At 72.4% G+C, this 20,529-nt stretch carries 13 protein-coding genes; 11 read left to right on the forward strand and 2 right to left on the reverse strand.

Translation table 11 applies throughout. From position 1 onward, the window contains the following. Window positions 1-9 precede the first annotated feature (9 nt). A complete protein-coding gene (locus NYZ98_RS23355; protein ID WP_262845029.1) occupies window positions 10-1,416 on the reverse strand; it encodes a tannase/feruloyl esterase family alpha/beta hydrolase in 1,407 nt (468 codons plus the stop codon). Window positions 1,417-1,830: 414 nt separating this feature from the next. Between NYZ98_RS23355 and NYZ98_RS23360 the strand changes: the two genes are divergently transcribed. The 8 genes from NYZ98_RS23360 (at window position 1,831) to NYZ98_RS23395 (ending at window position 10,851) form a co-directional block, all read left to right on the forward strand. Continuing rightward, window positions 1,831-2,589 (forward strand): ABC transporter ATP-binding protein, encoded by a 759-nt coding sequence (locus NYZ98_RS23360; RefSeq protein WP_262845031.1) that lies wholly within the window; start codon window positions 1,831-1,833, stop codon window positions 2,587-2,589. After that, window positions 2,576-3,292 (forward strand): ABC transporter ATP-binding protein, encoded by a 717-nt coding sequence (locus tag NYZ98_RS23365; protein WP_262845032.1) that lies wholly within the window; start codon window positions 2,576-2,578, stop codon window positions 3,290-3,292. The genes NYZ98_RS23360 and NYZ98_RS23365 overlap by 14 nt, the downstream gene beginning before the upstream one ends. 69 nt (window positions 3,293-3,361) lie before the next feature. Further along, window positions 3,362-4,606: an ABC transporter substrate-binding protein gene (locus NYZ98_RS23370; RefSeq protein ID WP_262845034.1), complete on the forward strand. Its 1,245-nt coding sequence runs from the start codon at window positions 3,362-3,364 to the stop codon at window positions 4,604-4,606. Between the two features lie 242 nt (window positions 4,607-4,848). Further along, on the forward strand, window positions 4,849-5,712 hold the full coding sequence (locus tag NYZ98_RS23375; RefSeq protein WP_262845035.1) for a branched-chain amino acid ABC transporter permease: 864 nt from the start codon (window positions 4,849-4,851) through the stop codon (window positions 5,710-5,712). Continuing rightward, the gene (locus NYZ98_RS23380) at window positions 5,709-6,728 is read left to right on the forward strand and encodes a branched-chain amino acid ABC transporter permease (protein ID WP_262845036.1); all 1,020 of its coding nucleotides are present in this window, start codon (window positions 5,709-5,711) and stop codon (window positions 6,726-6,728) included. The genes NYZ98_RS23375 and NYZ98_RS23380 overlap by 4 nt, the downstream gene beginning before the upstream one ends. An 80-nt stretch (window positions 6,729-6,808) precedes the next feature. Then, a complete protein-coding gene (locus NYZ98_RS23385) occupies window positions 6,809-7,600 on the forward strand; it encodes a 3-hydroxybutyrate dehydrogenase (protein WP_262845037.1) in 792 nt (263 codons plus the stop codon). 46 nt (window positions 7,601-7,646) lie between these two features. Beyond that, the gene (locus tag NYZ98_RS23390) at window positions 7,647-9,536 is read left to right on the forward strand and encodes a helix-turn-helix domain-containing protein (RefSeq protein WP_262845039.1); all 1,890 of its coding nucleotides are present in this window, start codon (window positions 7,647-7,649) and stop codon (window positions 9,534-9,536) included. A 292-nt stretch (window positions 9,537-9,828) separates the two neighbouring features. Beyond that, window positions 9,829-10,851: a LacI family DNA-binding transcriptional regulator gene (locus NYZ98_RS23395; protein WP_262845041.1), complete on the forward strand. Its 1,023-nt coding sequence runs from the start codon at window positions 9,829-9,831 to the stop codon at window positions 10,849-10,851. A gap of 85 nt (window positions 10,852-10,936) precedes the next feature. Here NYZ98_RS23395 and NYZ98_RS23400 read toward each other — a convergent pair whose 3' ends face one another. After that, window positions 10,937-14,020 (reverse strand): AfsR/SARP family transcriptional regulator, encoded by a 3,084-nt coding sequence (locus NYZ98_RS23400; RefSeq protein ID WP_262845043.1) that lies wholly within the window; start codon window positions 14,018-14,020, stop codon window positions 10,937-10,939. 1,062 nt (window positions 14,021-15,082) lie between these two features. On the opposite strand from NYZ98_RS23400, the gene NYZ98_RS23405 reads away from it, so the two are divergent. The 3 genes from NYZ98_RS23405 to NYZ98_RS23415 all read left to right on the forward strand — a co-directional run bounded on the left by NYZ98_RS23405 (window position 15,083) and on the right by NYZ98_RS23415 (window position 20,362). Further along, entirely contained in the window at window positions 15,083-15,418 is a 336-nt protein-coding gene (locus tag NYZ98_RS23405) for a hydroxyisourate hydrolase (protein ID WP_262845045.1), read from the forward strand. Between the two features lie 88 nt (window positions 15,419-15,506). Beyond that, window positions 15,507-17,336 (forward strand): 2-isopropylmalate synthase, encoded by a 1,830-nt coding sequence (gene leuA / locus NYZ98_RS23410; RefSeq protein ID WP_262845047.1) that lies wholly within the window; start codon window positions 15,507-15,509, stop codon window positions 17,334-17,336. A 233-nt stretch (window positions 17,337-17,569) separates the two neighbouring features. Further along, window positions 17,570-20,362: a helix-turn-helix transcriptional regulator gene (locus tag NYZ98_RS23415; protein ID WP_262845049.1), complete on the forward strand. Its 2,793-nt coding sequence runs from the start codon at window positions 17,570-17,572 to the stop codon at window positions 20,360-20,362. Window positions 20,363-20,529 lie beyond the last annotated feature (167 nt).

Genomic DNA, 20,529 nt, shown 5'->3' on the forward strand with positions numbered 1-20,529 from the left:
TGGAAGTTGTCAGTGGGAGGGGAGGGGGCAGGTGGTGGCGGGGTCGCCGGTGGTGGGGCGGGGGAGGGTGGCGTCGGCGGGTGGGGTGGTGCCGCGGGTGGTCCAGCCTTCGAGGGCGGTGAAGGCGCTGCGGAAGCACGGCAGGATCGGGCGCAGCAGGGCCGGGTAGGTGTCGTACAGGCCGTCGACGTGGTTGCCGCCCTCGATCCGGTAGTACCGGTGCAGCCGGTCGCGCCCGCGTGCCCGGATCAGCCGGTCGTAGACGTCGGAGTCCTGCCCGATGGGCAGCAGCGTGTCGAGCGTCCCGTGCAGGGTGATCAGCGGCCGTCCGATGCGGCCGGTGAGGGCGATCCGCCCGACGGCCTCGCGGACGGCGCGGGGACGGGCGGCGTAGTCGTAGTCGGCGTCGCACGCGGGCGTGCCCGGGGCGCAGAACGGGGTGCCCGCCTCGGTGGCGCCGTCGTACCCCGAGTCGAGCTCCTCGCGGTAGATGCGCTGGGTGAGGTCCCAGTAGACCTTGTAGTGGTAGTCCCACAGCGGTTCGGAGCCGGGCGCGAAGCCCGCCGCGATGATCGCGTCATGCGCGGCGGCGTCCCCGGTGGCGGCGTACTTGGGGTACTCGCGCAGCGTGGCCGGCAGTGAGGTCAGCAGGTTGGGGCCGTTCTCCCGCCACAGGGTGCCCTCCCAGTCGACGCCGCCGCTGTACAGCTCGGGGTGGTTCTCCAGCTGCCACCTGACCAGGTACCCGCCGTTGGAGATCCCCGCCGCGTACGTCCGGCGCGGCGCCCGCCCGTAGCGCTGCGCCGCCACGGCCTTGGCGGCGCGGGTGAGCTGGGTGACCCGCTGGTTCCACTCCACGATGGCGTCGCCGGGACGCGTGCCGTCCTTGTAGAAGTCCGCGCCGGTGTTGCCCTTGTCGGTCGCCGCGTAGGCGTACCCCTGGGCGAGCACCCAGTCGGAGATGGCGAAGTCGTTGGCGTACTGCCGGCGCACCCCCGGCGTCCCGGCGACCACCAGGCCGCCGTTCCAGTGTTCGGGCAGCCGGATGACGAACTGGCTGTCGTGGTTCCACCCGTGGTCGGTGTTGGAGGTGGAGGTGTCGGGGAAGTAGCCGTCGATCTGGGCGCCGGGGACGCCGGTCGGGTTGGTGGCGCCGGCGGAGGTCAGGCCCGCGTACTCGGCCGCGATCGAGTGCCCTGAGGCGACGGTGCCCGCCGTGGTCAGGTCGTCCAGGCACGCGGAGATCTGCTTCTCGGCCCCGGGCACCTTGACGCGCTCGATGCCCGCGCAGCCGCCGGAGACGACGGACGCGGCGGAGGCGGAGGCGGGGGACACCGGGACGAGCAGGGACGTGCCGGCCAGCAGGGCCGCCGCGAGGCCCGGCAGGCGGCCCGGGCGGGGACGGATGGATCGCATGGGGGGACTCCTCAGGTGGCGCCGCGGCGTCGCCGCCGGGCGGGTGACCGCAATGGTCCTCAGTCGCTGTGACCCGGGCCACGTCCGCGGCCTCCACATTTGCCCGCCCCGCTATGTCCGGAGAACCCATGCCCGCCCCGCCCGCCGTCCCGCCGGACCCCACTCCCGTCCGGCGCCCCGCGCCCCGGCACGCCCGGCGGGACGTGGCCGGGCCACATAACCCCGCCGGAAAGGTCCCGCAGCCCGCTGACCTGCGGCGAATGTGCGCGGCATCCGTGCGGCCACGAAGGAATGTGTGCCCTGGCCACATGGAACGCCTCCGCCCGCTCACCTAGTGTCCGCGTCACAGCGACTTCGTCCGTTAACGCCAAGGTGACCTGGACGAAACCACCCACGAGACGACGAGGAGGCCGAATGGACGGACCTGTCCTGCGAGCGCAGGGCCTGGCCAAGGAGTTCCGGGGCTTCCGCGCCGTCGACGGCGTGGACCTGGACGTCGCGGACGGCAGCGTGCACGCACTGGTCGGGCCGAACGGCGCCGGGAAGACCACGTTGTTCAACCTGCTGACCGGTTTCCTGAAGCCGAGCGCGGGCCGGATCCTGCTCGGCGGGCGTGACCTGACGGGCAGCCGCCCCGAGCAGGTGGCCCGCCTCGGGGTGGCCAGGTCGTTCCAGATCACCAGCCTGTTCCCGCAGATGACCCCGCGCGAGCACCTGGAGCTGGCGCTGGCGGGCGGCACCGGCCTGACCTGGCGTTTCTGGCGGTCGCACCGCCTGCTCGACCGGTTCGGGGACCGGGCCATGGAGCTGCTGGACCAGGTCGGCCTGGCCGGGCACGCCGGCACCCCGGCCGGGACCCTCGCCTACGGCCACAAGCGGGCCCTGGAGCTGGCCCTGGCGCTCGCGCTGGACCCCCGGGTGCTGCTGCTGGACGAGCCGACCGCCGGCATGGGCGCCGAGGACGTGGAGCGCACCGTGGAGCTGGTCAGGAAGGTCCGCGCGGGCCGCACGGTCGTGATGGTCGAGCACAACATGAGCGTCGTCTCCAGCCTGGCCGACCGGGTGACGGTCCTGCAGAGCGGCCGGGTGCTCGTCGAGGGGCCGTACGCCGAGATCCGCCACGACCCCCGGGTCATCAGCGCCTACCTGGGAGATGCCGATGCCGGCCACTGACAGCGGGCCCATCCTCAGCGTGACCGGCCTGTCCGCCTGGTACGGCGAGGCGCAGGTCCTGCGCGAGGTGTCCATCGAGGTCGGGCAGGGGGAGATCGTCACCCTGGTCGGCCGCAACGGCGCCGGGAAGACGACGCTGCTGCGCTGCCTGATGGGGCTGCAGGGCCGCTACAGCGGCGGCATCGCCTTCCTCGGCTCGGACATCGTCCGGCTGCCCGCGCACCGCCGGGCGCGCATGGGCCTCGGGTACGTCCCCGACGACCGCGGGGTGTACTCGACGCTCACCGTGGAGGAGAACCTGACGCTGCCGCCGGCCGCCGGCCCCGACCCCTGGCCGCTGGCCCGGGTGTACGAGACCTTCCCCCGGCTGAAGGAGCGGCGCTCGTTCCCCGGCACCAAGCTGTCGGGCGGCGAGCAGCAGATGCTCGCGCTGGCCCGGGTGCTGCGGATGGGGGCGCGGCTGCTGCTGTGCGACGAGCCCACCGAGGGGCTGTCCCCGCTGATCGTGGGGCAGATCGGCGACATCCTGCGTGAGGTCAAGCGGCAGGGCACGACGGTGCTGCTGATCGAGCAGAACGTGCACTTCGCCGCGACGGTCGCCGACCGGCACTACCTGCTGGCGGAGGGCCGCGTCGTGGAGTCCCTGCGCAACGACGAGATGCGGGAGCGGGAGCACGAGCTCCTGGACTACCTCGGCATCTGACCCGCCATCAAGCTCCCGGGCCGCCACGGCGACCCGACACTTTTGCACGAACCGACAGGAGATACGCACATGAAAGCTCTGGGCCGAGTGGCCGCCGTGGTGGCGGCGGGAGCCACGGTCGCCGGTTGCGCGGGTGGACCCGGCGCCGGGGGCGGCGACGACAAGATCAGCGACGGCAAGGTCGTGCTCGCCGTGCTGAACGACCAGTCGGCGGTCTACGCCGACCTGTCGGGCAAGAGCAGCGTCGAGGCCGTGAACATGGCGGTCGCGGACTACAAGGCCAAGTACGGCGACAAGGCGGTCGCCAAGGACGTCGAGGTGCTCTCGGCCGACCACCAGAACAAGCCGGAGGTCGCCAACTCCAAGGCGCAGGAGCTCTACGACCGCCAGCACGCCGACATCGTGCTGGACGTCCCCTCCTCGGCGGCGGCGCTGGCGGTGGCCGGGGTCGCCAAGGCCAAGAAGAAGCTGTTCATGGACATCGGCGCCGCCACCACCGAGCTGGAGGGCGCCCAGTGCAACAAGTACACCTTCCACTACGGCTACAACACCTACATGCTGGCGCACGGCACCGGTGACACCGTCACCAAGGACGGGTCGAAGAACTGGTACATCGTCTACCCCGACTACGCGTTCGGGCAGGACATGCAGAAGAACTTCACCGCCGCGGTGCAGGGCGCCGGCGGCAAGGTCATCCAGAGCGACCCCGCGCCGTTCCCGAACGACAACTTCTCCACGTTCCTGCTGAAGGCCCCCGGGCTCGACCCCAAGCCGCAGGTCCTCGGGACGATGCAGGCCGGCGGTGACCTGGTCAACCTGGTGAAGCAGTACAACGAGTACAAGCTTCGCGACAAGGGCATCGGCCTGGCGGTCGGGCTGATGTTCATCACCGACATCCACTCGCTCGGCCCGGACGCGCTGGCCGGCACCAAGTTCACCGACGCCTGGTACTGGAACGGCAGCCCGGGCAACCGCGCGTGGGCCGACAAGTTCCAGGCCAAGGCCGGCAAGCGGCCGAGCTTCCCCAACGCCGCCAACTACTCGGCCGCCACCCAGTACCTGGAGGCGGTGCAGCGCGCCGGCACCGACGGCGCCGACGCGGTGATCAAGCAGCTCGAGGGCCACAAGTTCGAGGACGCCTTCGCGCAGAACGCCACCATCCGGGCCGAGGACCACCTGCTGCTGCACGACGTCTCGCTGGCCCAGGTGAAGCCGGCGAGCGAGGTCAAGGAGCCCTGGGACTACGAGAAGATCCTCAGCACCATCCCCGCCGACCAGGCGTTCCAGCCGGCGGACCCCGCCTGCAAGCTCTGAGCCCGGCCGGGGGCGGGGGGGCCCCCCCCCCCCCCCCCCCCCCCCCCCCCCCCCCCCCCCCCCCCCCCCGCCCGCCCCCGCGTCCCCCCCGGCGGACCCCCCCGGCACGCGCGGCGCCCGCCCGGGCGCGGGCGGCCCGCCCGCCCGCGCCCGTCCGCCCAAGGCCGCCCGGACCCCGTCCAGGGCCGCCCTCCGCACGCCCCTGGCGGGGTCGCCCCCCGCCCGTCCCCTTGGAGGTCACCGTGCTGCAACAGGCGTTCAACGGCCTGGTGGGCGGCGCCTTCTACGCCCTGCTCGCCCTCGGCCTCGCCGTCATCTTCGGCATGCTGGGCGTGGTCAACTTCGCCCACGGTGCCTTCTACATGCTCGGCGCGTTCGGGTCCTACGTGTTGCTGGACTCCTTCGGCGTGAACTTCTGGGCCGCCCTGGTCCTGGTCCCGCTGCTGCTCGGCCTGGCGGGGACCGTGCTGGAGCGATTGTTCATCCGCAGGCTGGCGCCGCTGGACCCGCTGTACAACTTCCTGTTCACCTTCGGCCTGGCGCTGATCCTGCAGGACCTGGTCAAACGGGAGTACGGCGTGCAGTCCCAGCCCTACCCCCGGCCCGGCCTGCTGTCGGGCACGGTCGACCTCGGCCTGTTCGGCTACCCGGCCTACCAGGTGTTCGTGCTGGCCGTCTCGGTCGTGGTGTGCGCGGCGGTCTGGGTGGTGCTGACCCGCACCCGGGTCGGCATGATCGTGCGGGCCGCCACCGAGCGGCCCGACCTGACCCGCGCCCTCGGCATCGACGTGGGCCGCTGGGTCACCCCGGTCTTCGGCTTCGGCATCGCGCTGGCCGGGCTCGCGGGGGTGCTCGCCGCCCCCATGCGCGCGGTCAACCCGCTGATGGGCGCCGACCTGATCATCACGGTGTTCGCGGTCGTGGTCATCGGCGGGCTCGGCTCGATCTTCGGTTCCGTGGCGGCGGGCTTCGCGATCGGGCTGGTCTCGGCCCTCGGCAACCTGTACGTGCCCGCGCTGTCCCAGACGCTGGTGTTCATCCTGATGGCCGCCGTGCTGCTCTGGCGGCCCGCGGGGCTGTTCGGGCGCGAGGAGGCGCTGTCGTGATCCTTTCCCGGCTGGCCAGAAGGCCGCTGCTGCTCGCCGCCGGGCTGGTCCTGGCCCTGGCGCTCCCGTGGATGATCTACCCGCCGGTCGCCCTGGACATGGCCTGCTGGGCGCTGTTCGCCGCCGCGCTGGACCTGCTGCTCGGCTTCACCGGCCTGCTGTCGTTCGGGCACGCCGCGTTCTGGGGCGGCTCGGCCTACGCCGCCGCCCTCATCGCGGTGCACTCCGGCCTGCCCTTCCCGGTGGCGGCGCTCGGCGGCGCGGTGTTCGCGGCCGTGCTGGCCCTGCCCATCGGCTACCTGTCGGTGCGGCTGCGCGGCATCTACTTCGCGATGGTCACCCTGGCGTTCGCGCAGATGGTGTACTTCGTCGTCAACCAGTGGCGGGACCTGACGGGCGGCGAGAACGGCCTGCAGGGCGTCCCGCGCGAGCTGTTCGGGCTGGACCTTTCGGACTCGTTCGTCTTCTACTACGCGGCCCTGCCCCTGCTGCTCGCCGGGTTCGTGGCCGTGTGGCGCGTCGTCCGCTCGCCGTTCGGCCGGGTCCTGGTGTCGATCAGGGACAACCCGGCGCGGGCGCAGGCGCTCGGGTACCCGGTCGAGCGCTACAAGCTCCTGGCCTTCGTGCTGTCGGCCGCCCTGTCGGGCCTGGCGGGCGGGCTGTTCGCGCTCGGCCACGGGTTCGCCTCCCTGGAGAGCGTCTACTGGACCACCTCAGGGCAGGCGGTGATGATGGTCGTCCTCGGCGGCATCGGCACGCTGTGGGGCGGCGTCATCGGCGCGGGCCTGGTCGTCGAGCTGAACGACTACCTGGTGACGGTCGGCTTCGACGGCATCGGCATCGTCACCGGCACCATCTTCGTGATCATCGTGCTGGTGTTCCGCCGGGGCATCTGGGGGACGGCCCGCGACCTGCTCGCGGCCCGTACCGGCCGCCGCCGCCCGGGGGAGCCGGGCTCCGGAGACACGCAGGACGGCGCCCCCGCCCGCACCCCCGGCGTCGGCACGCCCGTATAGCACCCTCCGTAAGGCCCTCCCGTACGAACCGCCCGTCAGCGCCTTCGCGGCGGATCACCGATTCCCGGATCCTAGGAGCAGTGGCTGTGGTTTCAACGAGCGTGACCGCCGGGAAGCCGGTGTCGGTCGACCTGACCGGCCGGCGTGCCCTGGTGACGGGCGGGGCGAGCGGCATCGGCCGGGCGTGCGCCCGCCGGCTGGCCGCCGCGGGCGCCGGGGTCGTCATCCTCGACGTCCGTGAGGACGTGGCGCGCCAGGCCGCGGGGGAGATCGGCGGGACGGCCGTGGCCGCCGACCTGACCGACCTGGCCGCCGTCGAGGCGCTCGACCTCGGCGGGGTGGACATCCTGGTCAACAACGCCGGCTTCCAGCACGTCGCCCCGATCGTCGACTTCCCCCCGGCCGTGTTCTCCTCGATCCTGAAGATCATGGTGGAGGCGCCGTTCCGCCTGGCCCGCCAGGCGCTGCCGGGGATGTACGAGCGCGGCTGGGGGCGGGTGGTCAACATCTCGTCGGTGCACGGGCTGCGCGCCTCGCCGTACAAGGTGGCCTACGTCACCGCCAAGCACGCCCTGGAGGGCCTGTCGAAGGTCATCGCCCTGGAGGGGGCCGAGCACGGCGTCACCTCCAACTGCGTGAACCCCGCCTACGTCCGCACGCCGCTGGTGGAGGAGCAGATCGCCGACCAGGCCCGCGTCCACGACCTGCGCCCGGAGGAGGTCGTCGAGCAGGTCATGCTGGCCCCGGCCGCGATCCGGCGGCTGATCGAACCCGAGGAGGTCGCCGAGGCGGTCGCCTACCTGTGCGCGCCGCAGGCCTCGATGATCACCGGCGCCTCGCTCACCATCGACGGCGGCTGGACCGCGCGCTGAGGCGGCATCGGGGGAACCAGACATGATCAAGGGGACAATGGACCCCATGAGCTGCACCGTCTTCCTCGAACTGCTCGCCAGGGAGGCACCGCCGGTCGAGTTCGAGGGCCCCCTGGTCGAGGCCCGCGCCGCAGGCGCCGCCCCGGAGGTCCTCGCCGAGCTGGACCACGCCAAGCTCGCCGCCCTGCGCGTGCGGGCCCTGCTGGAGCACCGCGCCCGGCGGGAGGCCGAACTGTCGGCGCTGTTCGAGACGGCCGGCGACCTGGCGGGGCTCCGCGACGTCGACGCCGTCCTCGCGGCGATCGTGCGCCGGGCCCGCAGGCTACTGCACGCCGACATCTCCTACATGACGCTGCACGACGCCGAGCGCGGCGACACCTTCATGCGGGTCACCGACGGCTCGGTGTCGGCGGCCTTCCGCGCGCTGCGGCTGCCGATGGGCGCCGGGCTCGGCGGCCTGGTCGCCCAGACCGGCACGCCGTACGCCAGCGCCGACTACTTCGCCGACGAACGGTTCCGCCACCGCACCCACATCGACGTCGCGGTCAAGGAGGAGGCGCTGGTCGCCATCCTCGGGGTGCCGATGCGGCTCGGCGCCCAGATCATCGGGGTGCTGTTCGCGGCCAACCGCAGCGCGCGGCCGTTCGCCCAGGAGGAGGTGGCGCTGCTGGCCTCGCTCGCCGCGCACGCCGCCGTCGCCCTGGACAACGCCCGGCTGCTGGAGGAGACCCGCACCGCGCTGGCCGAGCTCAGCACCGCCAACCGGCTCGTCCAGGCCCGCAGCGCGGCCGTGGAGCGTGCCGCCCAGGCCCACGACCGCATGACCGGCCTGGTCGTCCGGGGCGGCGGCGTCGAGGACGTCGCGGCCGTGGTCACCGACATCCTCGGTGGCGGGCTCACCGTCCTGGACGCCGACGGGCGCAGGCTGGCCGCCGTGGGCTCGGCGGGCGAGCTGGACGAGGCCGAGGTGGCCGGGGCCGCGGCCGCCTCCCGGGGCCTGGCCAGGACCGTCCAGCGCGGCGACCTGTGGGTGACCTCGGTGGCCTCGGGCGCGGAGATCCTCGGCACGCTGGTCCTGCGCGCCACCGAGGAGGTCTCCGCCACCGACCAGCGGATCCTGGAACGCGCCGCCCTGGTCACCGCCCTGCTGCTGCTGTTCCGCAACACCGCCGCCGCGGCCGAGGGCAGGGTGCGGGGCGAGCTGCTGGACGACCTGCTCACCGGCAGGGACGTCCACTCCGACGCCCTGTACGGCCGGGCGCGGCTGCTCGGCGTCGACCTGGACGCCCCGCACACCCTGGTGGTCGCCCGGCACCGCGCCGGTGAGCCGGCCCCCCGGCTGCGCACCGCGTTCTGGGCCTCCTCCGACGCCGCCTCCCGGCACGGGCTGGTCGCCGCCCGGGGCGAGGAGACCATCCTGCTGCTGCCCGGCGTCGACCCGGGGGCGGCGGCGCAGCGGGTCGCCAGGGAGCTCGGCGCCTCGCTTGGCACGCCGGTCACCGCGGGCGCCGCCGGGCCGGTCCAGGGCCCCGAGGCGGTCGCCGAGGCCTACCGCGAGGCCCGCCGCTGCGCCGAGGCCCTGATCTCGCTCGGGCGCGAGGGGGAGGGGGCGGGCTGCGACGAGCTGGGCTTCGTCGGCCTGCTCATCGGCAGGGACCGGGACGTCTCGGGGTTCCTCACGTCGGCGCTCGGGCCGGTGCTCGCCTACGACCGGCGGCGGGGCACCGCGCTGGTCCAGACCCTGGACGCCTACTTCGGCGCCGGGTCGAGCCTGTCGCGGACCGCCGAGCGGCTGCACATCCACGTCAACACCGTGACCCAGCGCCTGGACCGCGTGGGACGGCTGCTCGGCGACGGCTGGCAGGCCCCCGAGCGCGCCCTGGAGATCCAGCTCGCGCTCCGGCTCCACCGCCTGCGCCCGGCGGCGGGCGACTGAGACGTTGGTCACCTCCCCGTCGCCGCAATAAGTCGACTGGATTGCGCAACATTGCCGAAATGTTAACGACTCCCTGTGAAGCGGGCCTGACAACCGGGGCCGGTCGGGCGCGATCCCCTGTGCCGCCGGGGTTTCCGGGACGCCGCCGGGCCGCCCGCGCTGGAGCTGTGGTGATGCGCGATGGACCGATGCAGGTTCGCGGCGGCTCCGCGCGCGGGCTGACAGCGGCCGTTCCCGGGCGAATGACAGGGATGTCAACGGCTTGCGTAGTTTTTTACAGTATGCTTGCGCCGTGACACGTCGACTTGCGGAAGTTGCTAAGAAGGTCGGGGTCAGCGAGGCCACGGTCAGCCGGGTGCTGAACGGCAAGCCCGGGGTGTCCGACTCCACGCGCGCGGCCGTGCTGACGGCCCTGGACGTGCTCGGATACGAGCGCCCGACCCAGCTTCGGGGCGAGCGGGCCCGCCTGGTCGGCCTGGTCCTGCCCGACCTGGGCAACCCGATCTTCCCGGCCCTGGCCGAGGTCGTCGGCGGCGCCCTGGCGCAGCGCGGCTTCACGCCCGTGCTGTGCACGCGCACGGCCGGCGGGCTGTCGGAGGCCGACTACGTGGAGATGCTGCTGGAGCAGCAGGTCTCCGGGGTGGTGTTCGCCGGAGGGCACTACGCCGAGGCCGACGCCCCCCACGAGCACTACCACCGCCTGCTCGGGCTGCGGCTGCCGGTCGTCCTGGTCAACGCCGCGACCGAGAGCCTCGGCTTCCCGCGCGTCTCCACCGACGACGCCGTCGCGGTGGAACAGGCCTTCGGCCACCTGATGTCGCTCGGCCACCAGCGCATCGGCCTGGTGCTCGGCCCCGAGGACCACGTCCCCTCCCGGCGCAAGCTCGCGGCGTTCACCGCCATGGCGCGCGCCGCGGGCGTCAAGATCGGCCCCGGCGCGGTGGAGCGCAGCCTGTTCTCCCTGGAGGGCGGCCAGGCGGTGGCCACCCGGCTGGTCCGCGAGGGCATCACCGGCATCATCTGCGCCAGCGACCCGCTGGCCCTCGGCGCCATCCGCGCCGTGCGGCGCCTCGGCCTGTCGGTGCCGCAGGACGTGTCGGTCGTCGGCTTCGACGACTCCGCCTTCATGAACTGCACCAACCCCCCGCTGACCACCGTACGGCAGCCCATCGAGGCGATCGGGCGCGCGGCGGTGACGCTGCTTGCCGGTCAAATCGAGGGCGCCTCGGTCACCGCCGAGGAGCTGCTGTTCGAGCCCGAGCTCGTCGTGCGCGGCTCGACCGCCCCGGTGAAGGCACGGGCACTGGCCGCCTGACCCGCTCAAGGCGCGGGCACCAACGGCCTGACCCGCTCAAGGCGCGCGCGGGGCCGCGCCCGCGGAAGGCCCGGCCGCCGGGCCCTCAGTCGGCGTAGCGCTGCTCGTCGAGCAGCTTGTTGAGCGTCCCGCGCATCTGCTGGGCCACCGGCGCGTCCATCTTGTCGGTCAGCGCCAGCGCCTGGACCAGCGAGTCCTGCCCGGCCTCCTCGTCGCCCGCCGCCCCCTGGGCGTCGCTCAGCCGGATCAGCGTCCTGGCCTCCTGCAACGGCATGTGCATCTGCCGGAACAAGGTGAGCGCCTGCTCCAGGTGGATCACCGCCTGGGGGGAGTCCTCGCGGGCCTTGGCCAGCTCGCCGAGCCCGAGCTGGACCCGCGCCTCCACGAGCTGCTCGCTGGAGGTGCTGGCCAGCATCAGCGAGCGGCGCAGCGCGTTCTCGGCCTCGGGCAGCTCGTGGCGGCGCAGCCGGGCGATGCCCAGCCCGTGCAGCGCGTACGCCTCGCCGGTGGGGTCGCCGATGTTGCGCACGACGGTGAGCGCCTCGTCGAACACCTCGACCGCCAGCGCGGGCTGGTCGGACTGCAGGTAGGTGTGGCCGATGCGGTGCAGGACCTGCGCCTCGACCCGCCTGCTGCCGCTCCTGCGGCTCAGCTCCAGCGCCTCCGACAGCAGCCCCTGCGCGCCCGGCAGGTCGTTGAACTCCAGCCGGAGCTGGGCCAGGTTGTGCAGCACGTACGCCGAGGCCACCTGGTCCTCGGTGCTGCGGAAGATGTCCAGGGCGCGCCGGTAGTGCGCCTCGGCGTCGGCGAACCGCCCGCTCAGCCGGTCGAGGAACCCGATGTTGCGGATGACCAGGGCCGTCCCCTGCCGGTCGCCGACCTCCTCGAAGAGCTGGAGCGCCGCCTCGAAGTCGCACCGCGCGTCGCCGAACCGCTGCTCGGTGATGTACAGCGACCCCCGGGAGTACAGCATCGCGGCCTGGCCGCGCCTCTCCTGCGCCTGCCGGGCGGCGGTCAGCGCGATCTGGTGCGTCTCGCGCCAGTCGTCGAGGTACACCCGCGACTCGAAGAGCGTCACCGAGCTGATCGCCAGGTCCCAGCAGAGCTGCACGAAACCCGCCTGCGCGGCCTGCCGGATGCCCGACACCAGCATGGACCGCTCCCGCTCGTACCACTGCAGCGGCGAGGACACGAGCTGGTCGACCAGCCTGACCGGGAGCGGCCACCGGGGGGCCTCGCTGTGGATCTGGACGTAGTCGCCGCCGTACTCGCGGCGGTGCGCCGCCTCGGCCAGGAACAGCAGCCCGCCGAGCACGCGCGCCAGCGCCGCGTTGCGGTCGGCCGGGGTCTCCTCGGCGGCCAGCCGCTCCCGCGCGAACACGCGGATCAGGTCGTGGAAGCGGTACTGGCTGTGCACGCCGTAGCCGACGCCGGTGGTCTCGATGAGCTGCGCGTCGGCCAGGTCGTCCAGCAGGTCCTGGGCGGTGGACAGCGGCTGGTCCAGCAGGGGGGCGCTCACCCAGGCGGAGAAGATCTGGGAGTCCAGGATCGTCAGGCGGCGGAACAGGCGGCGGGCGTCCTCGCCGACGCTGTCGTAGGTCAGGGAGATGCTCGCCCGGATGCCCATGTCGCCGTGCTTGAGCTCGTCGAGCCGCCGGGTCTCGTCCTCCAGGCGGCTGACGAGCTGTTCGATGCTCCAGTGCGGGCGGGCCGACAGGCGGGCGCCGGCGATGCGCAGCGCGAGGGGTAACTGCCCGCACAGCTCGGCCAGCGCCTCGGCGGCCTCGACCTCCGACTGCACGCGCTCGATCCCGGCGATGCGGGAGAGCAGGTTCACCGACTGGTCGGACTCGAAGGTCTCCACGTCGACGTGGACGGCGCCGGCCAGCCCGCCCAGGCGGCTGCGGCTCGTGATGATGACGGCCGAGGAGGGGTTGCCGGGGAGCAGGGGGAGCACCTGGCTCTCGCTGCCGGCGTCGTCGAGCACGATGAGCATGCTGCGGTCGGCGAGCATCGCGCGGTACATCTCGGCGCGCTCCTCCAGGCCGTCGGGGATCGCGGTGCCCGACACGCCGAGGACGCGCAAAAAGCGTTCCAGCACCTGCATGGGGCTGGCGGGCCGGGGCGCGGCGCCGTGCAGGTCGGCGAAGAGCTGGCCGTAGGGGAAGCGGTCGCCGACGCTGTGGGAGGCGTGGACGGCGATGGTGGTCTTGCCCACCCCGGGCTTGCCGACGATCACGATGATGGGCACGGCGAACCGGGAACGGTCCTCGGTGGCGAGCATCAGGCGCTGGCGGATGTCCTCGATCTGCTTGGTGCGGCCGGTGAAGTCGGCGATGTCGGTGGGCAGCATGCCGGGGATGGCCGGGACCGTCGCGGGCGGCTGGATCTCCACCTTCTCCGGCGGCGGCGGCGCCGGCGGGTCCAGGCTCTCGTCTGAGGTGAGGATGGCGTGCTCGAGCTGCTGTAGTCGCTCGTTGGGCTCGATGCCCAGTTCCTCGATCATCGTGCGGCGCGCGTTGCGGTACACCTGCAGCGCCTCGGCCTGGCGGCCCGAGCGGTACAGCGCCGTCATGAGCAGGCCGCGCAGCCGCTCGCGCAGGGGGTACTCCTCGGTGAGCTCGGTGAGCTCGCCGACCAGCTCGTGGTGGCGGCCGAGGTCCAGTTCGAGCTGGATGCAGTCCTCGTTGGCGGTGACGCGGTTCTCGGTGAGCCTGCTGGCGGCCGACTGCACGAGGCGGCTCTCGATCCCGTCGAGGGCGGGCCCGCGCCACAGCGCCAGCGAGTCGCGATAGTGCTTTATCGCCCCGGTGACGTCACGGGTCTCGCGGGCGCGCCTGGCCCTTTGCACGAGGCTTTCGAACCGCTGGGCGTCGATCTGGTCGGCCGCGACGCGGATGGTGTAGCCGAGCGCCTGGGTGGAGATGAGGTCGGGGCTGCCGTTGGCGGAGAACAGGCGGCGTAAGGAGGAGATGCAGATCTGGACCTGGGCCCGGGCGGTGGTGGGCGGGTCGTCGCCGTAGATGGCCTCCATGAGGCGGCCGATGGTGACGACCCGGTTGACGTCCAGCAGGAGGACGGCGAGCACGATCTGCTGCCGGATGCCTCCGAGATCCAGGCGCCGATCATTCTCCGTCGCTTCGAGGGCTCCCAGAATCCCGAATTCCACCTGCATCTCCTCGCAACAAAGCTCGCGGCCCATCCGGAAGTTTTGCTCACCCTCCGATGCGAGAGGTACCAGGTGCGTGGTTCCAGGAGATCCGCCCCGTTGTGAACATCCGCCCTGGCCGGTCGTGACACGTGCGCAGGGACACTGTCGGGCGCGAGCCGGTCACATATGGCGATGTCACTTATGTCTGGATCGTACTACTATACGAGGTTCGGATCTATAGAGAGTCTACGAATAATTTCCGAATCCGCATACTTACGTGCACGTGCAACTAATTGCGACTTACCGTGCAAGGATCCAGTTGGCGATATGTACCATTATCGGCTGATTTGACATGTGCAGTCAGTAAATGTAGTGACCCACGGGGCCGGAGACGGGAGTGTCTCCGGCGAGGCCGGATGCGGACAGAAGATCCGCCACACCGCTCCGCGCGGTTCAGCCCCAAGGAGTGTTGCCGCCGGCCGCCATGGAGTTGCGGCGCGGGACGCTCGTGCCGGATGAGGACACTGTGCACAACGGGGACAAGGTGCCGGTGGAGATCGCGTTCCGGGCGCCGGCGGTGAATCGGAAGGCCTGGGTGGTGTTGTGAGCGCTCATTTTCGGTGACCTCTTCATTCTCTTACCGCGTTGTGTTCGTCAGCCGATCGGCTGGAACGACTTCAACGTAGAAAGCGCCACCATTCGGTTCTTATCGGATCTCTTCTCGCCTGCCATCTGGCCAGCTCACCGTCCTATTCAGGGGTTGTCCACTCATCGCCCCGGGTTTTCCCCTGAGGGCTCTGGGGGGTCACGAAAAGCGGGTTGACCTGCGGCGACACCCCTCGGCACCCCACCCGGCGATGGCGGCGAATAGCCGACCGAAAGTGAACCGATAGCGATGTTCGGCACTCTTGCGCGCAGGTCCGGAAGAGAAGGCGCAATCGGCGCCCATCCGATCCGGACGCGTCACCGAGGACAGGGTCGTCGTCCTCCGGCTCACCAGGGCCGTGACGGCGGCCGGTGCGATCGCGACGACGTTCGAGCTGTCCGTCTCGGCGGGCCCGGCAGATAGGTGTTCTCGACATGAGTATTACTGCGCAAGCGCTGGACGGTGTTTACGGCCGATCGGCCGCCGGCGTTCGGGCGCGACTCGAGCGGGACGACAACGGAGGCTGGCGCGACCTGGCCGACGCGGAGACCGACAGCGAGGGCCGGATCAGCGAATGGCGCGACAAGAAACTCGAGCGCGGCCTTTACCGGATCAGGTTCGACAGCGACTACTACTTCGTCGGCCTCGGCCTCAGCGCGGCCTATCCGGAGATAATCGTCACCTTCAGAATGCAGGACGAGACCGACGCCTACCAGATCCAGGTGATGCTCTCGCCCTATTCGTATTCCACGCATTTCAGGATCGCGTGACCGACGGAAATCGTGCCGAGGCTCGTCCCTCCGTCGTCCCGTCAGGCGCGGCGCCCCGGGCGGCCACGGCGGAGGAGGGAAACCGACCGTGACAACAGCCGAATCCGAGACGACCGCGCACCCGGAGGCGGCCGGCGGCCGCTCGGCGGCCGCGCGCTACCGCCCGTTCGCCCCCGTGGCCCTGGCCGGCCGCCGGTGGCCGGACAACGCCATCACCACCGCGCCCCGCTGGCTGTCGACCGACCTGCGCGACGGCAACCAGTCCCTGGCCGAACCGATGACCCCCGACCGCAAGATGGCGATGTTCGACCTGCTCACCGGCATGGGGTATAAGGAGATCGAGGTCGGGTTCCCGGTCGCCAGCCAGGACGACTTCACGTTCGTCAGGCGGCTCATCGAACGCGACCTCATTCCGGACGACGTGCGGATCTCGGTCCTGGTGCCGGCCCGTGACGAGCTGATCAGGCGCACGGTGGAGAGCCTCGAGGGCGCGCGGCGCGCGACCGTCCACCTGTACAACGCGACCTCGCCGCTGTTCCGGCGGGTGGTGTTCGGGATGAACCGCGACGAGTGCAAGGACCTCGCGGTCCAGGGCACCCGCCTGGTCATGAAGTACGCCGACAAGATGCTCGGCGGCTGCGACCTCGGGTTCGAGTACTCGCCCGAGCTGTTCAACGACACCGAGCTCGAGTTCTCCCTCGAGGTGTGCGAGGCCGTGATGGACGTCTGGCGGCCCGGACCCGGGCGCGAGATCGTCCTCAACTTCCCGACCACCGTCGAGCGGTCGCTGCCGAACGTGTTCGCCGACCAGATCGAGTGGCTGGACCGCAACCTGTCGCGCCGCCGGGACGTGTGCCTGTCGGTCCACCCCCACAACGACCGGGGCACGGGGGTCGCCTCCGCCGAGATGGCGCTGCTCGCGGGGGCGCAGCGCGTCGAGGGCTGCCTGTTCGGCAACGGTGAGCGCGCCGGCAACGTGTGCCTGGTCACCCTCGGGCTCAACATGCTCACCCACGGCGTGGACCCGGGCGTCGACTTCTCCGACCTGGACGGGGTCCGCCGCACGGTGGAGTACTGCAACGAGCTGGCGGTCCACCCCCGCCACCCCTACGGCGGCGACCTGGTCTACACGGCATTCTCCGGATCCCACCAGGACGCGATCAAGAAGGGCTTCGACTCCCTGGAGGAGGCCGCCGCGCGTGCGGGGGCGCCGGCCGGGGACCTGCCGTGGGAGGTGCCGTACCTGCCGCTGGACCCGCAGGACGTCGGCCGCACCTACGAGGCGGTCGTGCGGATCAACAGCCAGTCGGGCAAGGGCGGCGTGGCGTACGTCATGAGCGCCTGGCACGGCATGAACCTGCCGCGCCCGCTGCAGCTCGACTTCGTGCGCGTGGTCCAGGAGACGGCCGACGCCGAGGGCGGGGAGATCACCCCCGACCGGGTCAGGGGCCTGTTCGACCGCTGCTACCTGGAGTACCCGCTGCTGCCCATCCCGCTGGTGTTCACCGGGGAGCCGGTGACGGTCGAGCTGCACATCGACCGGGAGCGGTTCGACGTCGGCGGCGGCCGGAGCGACTGCGTCCGCGTCGTGCGGGAGGCGCTGGCGCGGTGGGGGGTGGAGGTGCGCGCCGTGCACCGCGCGGCGTCCGGATCCGCGCCGCCCCGGGAGGCCGGCGCCGTCGTCTACGCGGAGTGCCGGGTGGGGGGCAGGACCTTCTGGGGTGCCGGGGCCGACCGTGACGTGCCGGCGGCCGCGCTGTCGGCCGTGCGCGCCGGGGTCACCCGCGCCCGCCTCGACCGCCCGGCGGCGGTGCCCGGCGCCGCGTCCGAGGCGGTCCCGCCGCAGGTGGGCGAGGGGGAGGGCGCCGGGATCCCGGCGCCGCGCGCCGCGCGCCCGAAGCTGGTGTCGCGGCGATGAGCATGATCGATAGTCGGGTGATAAGGGCCCGAAGGCGCCGGAGCCTAGCGTGGCCATAGTCCCCAGAAACGGACAAGTGCGGACAATCGGAAGGCGTCACGATCATGTGGCGCGGTCGGGCCCGGAGAAACCGGGCGGCGGGCGGCTCAGGTGAGCCGGACCGGCCGCCCATCCGGGTCCCGCGGTTCCGACCCGCGGTTACAGGTGAATCGTCGGGAAAAGGGAGGCTCGTCATGAGCCTGATCGAACGACAGGAGGCGTTGGCCTCCCTGGAGGGGCTACTCGCCAGCGCCATCATGGGAAAGGGCCGGGTCGCCCTGGTGAGCGGTACCGTCGCGACCGGCAAGAGCGAACTGCTGCACTCCTTCGCCGAGCAGGCCGCCGAGCTGGGCGCGCTGCCCATCACCGCGACCGGGTCGCTGGCCGAGCGGGACCTGCCGCTCGGCGTCATCGGCCAGCTCATCCAGGACGCGCCCCTGGTGATGGAAGAGCGCGACCGGGCCATGGCCCTGCTGCAGGAGGGCGCGCGCACCGTCCTGTCGGCCGACCCGCTCACCGAGGCCATGAAGCAGGTGGACGCCCAGATCGTGCACGCCCTGTGCACCGTGCTGCTGGAGCTGTCCGAGCGCTACCCGCTGATGATCGTCGTGGACGACGTCCACCACGCCGACCGGGCGTCGCTGCTGTGCCTGGCCTACCTGTCGCGGCGGGTCAGGTTCGCCTCGATCGTGGCGGTCTTCAGCCACTCCGCCCACGGCCGGTACGCCGAGACCTCCTTCCCGACCGAACTGCTCAGGCAGCCCCACTGCCGCCGCGTCCAGATCGGCCCGCTGTCCCAGGCCGGCGTTATGAGCCTGGTCGCCGAGCACCTCGGCACCCAGGCCGCCGAGCGGTTCGCCGGCGAGTGGTACACCCTCAGCGGGGGCAACCCGCTGCTGGTCCAGGGCCTGGTGGAGGACCACCAGATGGCCACCCGCACCGCCGGGCACCCCCCGGCCGAGCTGGTCCCCGGCGACGGTTACGGGCAGGCCGTGCTGTCCTGCCTGCACCGCGCCGACCCCAAGATGCTCCAGGTGGCCTGGGGCCTCGGCATCCTCGGCGAGCCCGGTTCGCTGCCCCAGCTCCTGGACGTCAGCCCCGAGTACGTCGCCCGCGAGATCCAGGCGCTCAGCGCCGCGGGACTGCTCAGCATGGGGCGCTTCCGGCACGAGGCGGCCCGCGCGGCCGTCCTGGCCGAGCTGGACGCCGACGAGCGGGGCGCGCTGCACCGGCGCGCCGCCGAGCTGGCCTACGACGGCGGCGGCTCCACCACGGTGATCGCCGAGCACCTGCTGCACGCCGGCCTCATCGACGAGCACTGGGCCGTCGGCGTCCTGGAGGACGCCGCCAGGCACGCGCTGCGCGAGGGCAGGGTCGAGCCCGCCGTGGAGTACCTGCGGCTGGCGTGCCGCACCTCCACCGACGAGCAGCAGCGGGTGAGGATCACCACCGCGCTCATGCGGGCCGAGTGGCGGATCAACCCGAGCACCCCGACCGGGCACTTCTCCGAGCTGACCGACGCGATGCACAAGGGCAACCTGCGCGGCAGCGACGCCGTCGTGCTGGCCAAGGCCCTGCTGTGGCACGGCCGCTTCGACGACGCCCAGGACGTGCTGAAGCGGCTCAGCGACTCGGGCGAGAAGCTGGACGCCGACACGGTGACCGAGCTGGTGGTCACCCGGCCGTGGCTGCGCTGCTCGCACACCCCGTTCCTGTCGCACCTGCCGCAGGTGACCGGCGAGCAGTCGCGCGCCGCCATCCTGTCGGTGTCGGCCTACCGCCGCCTGGAGTCGGCGATCACGCTCGCCGCCGTCCTCACCCGGGGCCCGCGCGAGGAGATCGTGGCCGTGGTCGAGCGGATCCTGCGCAGCTCCCGCCTCGACGAGATGTCCATGGACACCGTCGAGAGCGCCCTGCTCGCGCTCACCTACGGCGGGCGGCCCGACAAGGCGGCGCCGTGGTGCGACCTGTTCATCGACGAGGCCTCCTCACGGCACGCCCCGAGCCGGCAGGCCCGGCTGTCGGCCATCCGCGCCGAGATCGCGCTCCGCCAGGGCGACATGCTCGGCGCCGAGTTCCACGGCCGCCTGGCGCTGGACACCATCCCGATGAGCAGCTGGGGCGTCGCCGTCGGCGGGCCGCTGTCCAGCCTGGTCATCGCCTCCACCGCCATGGGCAACCACGACGCCGTCAACGAGCTGCTCGACCAGCCCGTGCCGGACGCCATGTTCCAGACCCGCTGGGGCCTGCACTACCTGCACGCCAGGGGCCGGTACAGCATGGCGACCGACCACGCCCAGCTCGCGCTGCGGGACTTCCAGCGGTGCGGCGAGCTGATGGGCCGCTGGGACCTGGACGTGCCGTGGCTGGTGCCGTGGCGCGCCGAGGCGGCCGAGGCGTGCCTGCGGCTCGGCCGGCCCGACCAGGCCAGGCGCCTGGTGGAGGAGCAGATCAGGCGGTGCGGCACCGGCGCCCCCCGGGTGCACGGCATCGCGATGCGCCTGCTCGCCGCCACCAGCGAGCCCCGCCACCGCCCCATGCTGCTGCGCCAGGCCGGCGACCTGCTGCAGAACGGCGGGGACCGGTACGAACTGGCGCGCGTGCTGGTGGACCTGACCGAGGCCTTCCACGCGCTCGGCGAGTACCGCAGGGCCGGGATGATCGGCGGGCGGGCCCGCGCGGTCGCGCAGGAGTGCCACGCCGAGCCGCTGAGCAGGTCGCTCAGCCGCGACGGCGACGGGAGTGCCGTCGCGGTGTCGGGGTCGGCCGCCGAGGCCGCCGACGTGACGGCCATCCTGAGCGACGCCGAACGGCGGGTCGCGGTCCTGGCCGCCGCCGGCTACACCAACCGCGAGATCGCCGACAAGCTGTACGTCACGGTCAGCACCGTCGAGCAGCACCTGACCAGGACCTACCGCAAGCTCGACATCACCAGCCGCGCCGAGCTGCCCTCCACGCTCGAACTCGGCACATCCCTGCCCGCCTGACCCCCTCCAAGGCCCGGCCAGGAGCGCTCCCCGCCCGCACGCCCGCACCACGGCGGCGGAACGGGGCCTCGCTCCCGGCCGGGCCGTCCGTCGTCCAGGCGACAGGCGGCGGGGTCGTCCCGCGAGGCCGGGCGCGTGGTCCCGCCGGGCGGGTCAGGCGCGGCGTC

Source organism: Sphaerisporangium corydalis, from assembly GCF_025506355.1.
GTDB classification, from domain to species: Bacteria; Actinomycetota; Actinomycetes; order Streptosporangiales; family Streptosporangiaceae; genus Sphaerisporangium; species Sphaerisporangium corydalis.

Coding starts and splice junctions, on each gene's coding strand:
- NYZ98_RS23355 (WP_262845029.1), bottom strand. CDS start 1,416: ATGCGATCCATCCGTCCCCGCCCGGGCCGCCTGCCGGGCCTCGCGGCG.
- NYZ98_RS23360 (WP_262845031.1), top strand. CDS start 1,831: ATGGACGGACCTGTCCTGCGAGCGCAGGGCCTGGCCAAGGAGTTCCGG.
- NYZ98_RS23365 (WP_262845032.1), top strand. CDS start 2,576: ATGCCGGCCACTGACAGCGGGCCCATCCTCAGCGTGACCGGCCTGTCC.
- NYZ98_RS23370 (WP_262845034.1), top strand. CDS start 3,362: ATGAAAGCTCTGGGCCGAGTGGCCGCCGTGGTGGCGGCGGGAGCCACG.
- NYZ98_RS23390 (WP_262845039.1), top strand. CDS start 7,647: ATGAGCTGCACCGTCTTCCTCGAACTGCTCGCCAGGGAGGCACCGCCG.
- NYZ98_RS23405 (WP_262845045.1), top strand. CDS start 15,083: ATGAGTATTACTGCGCAAGCGCTGGACGGTGTTTACGGCCGATCGGCC.
- NYZ98_RS23415 (WP_262845049.1), top strand. CDS start 17,570: ATGAGCCTGATCGAACGACAGGAGGCGTTGGCCTCCCTGGAGGGGCTA.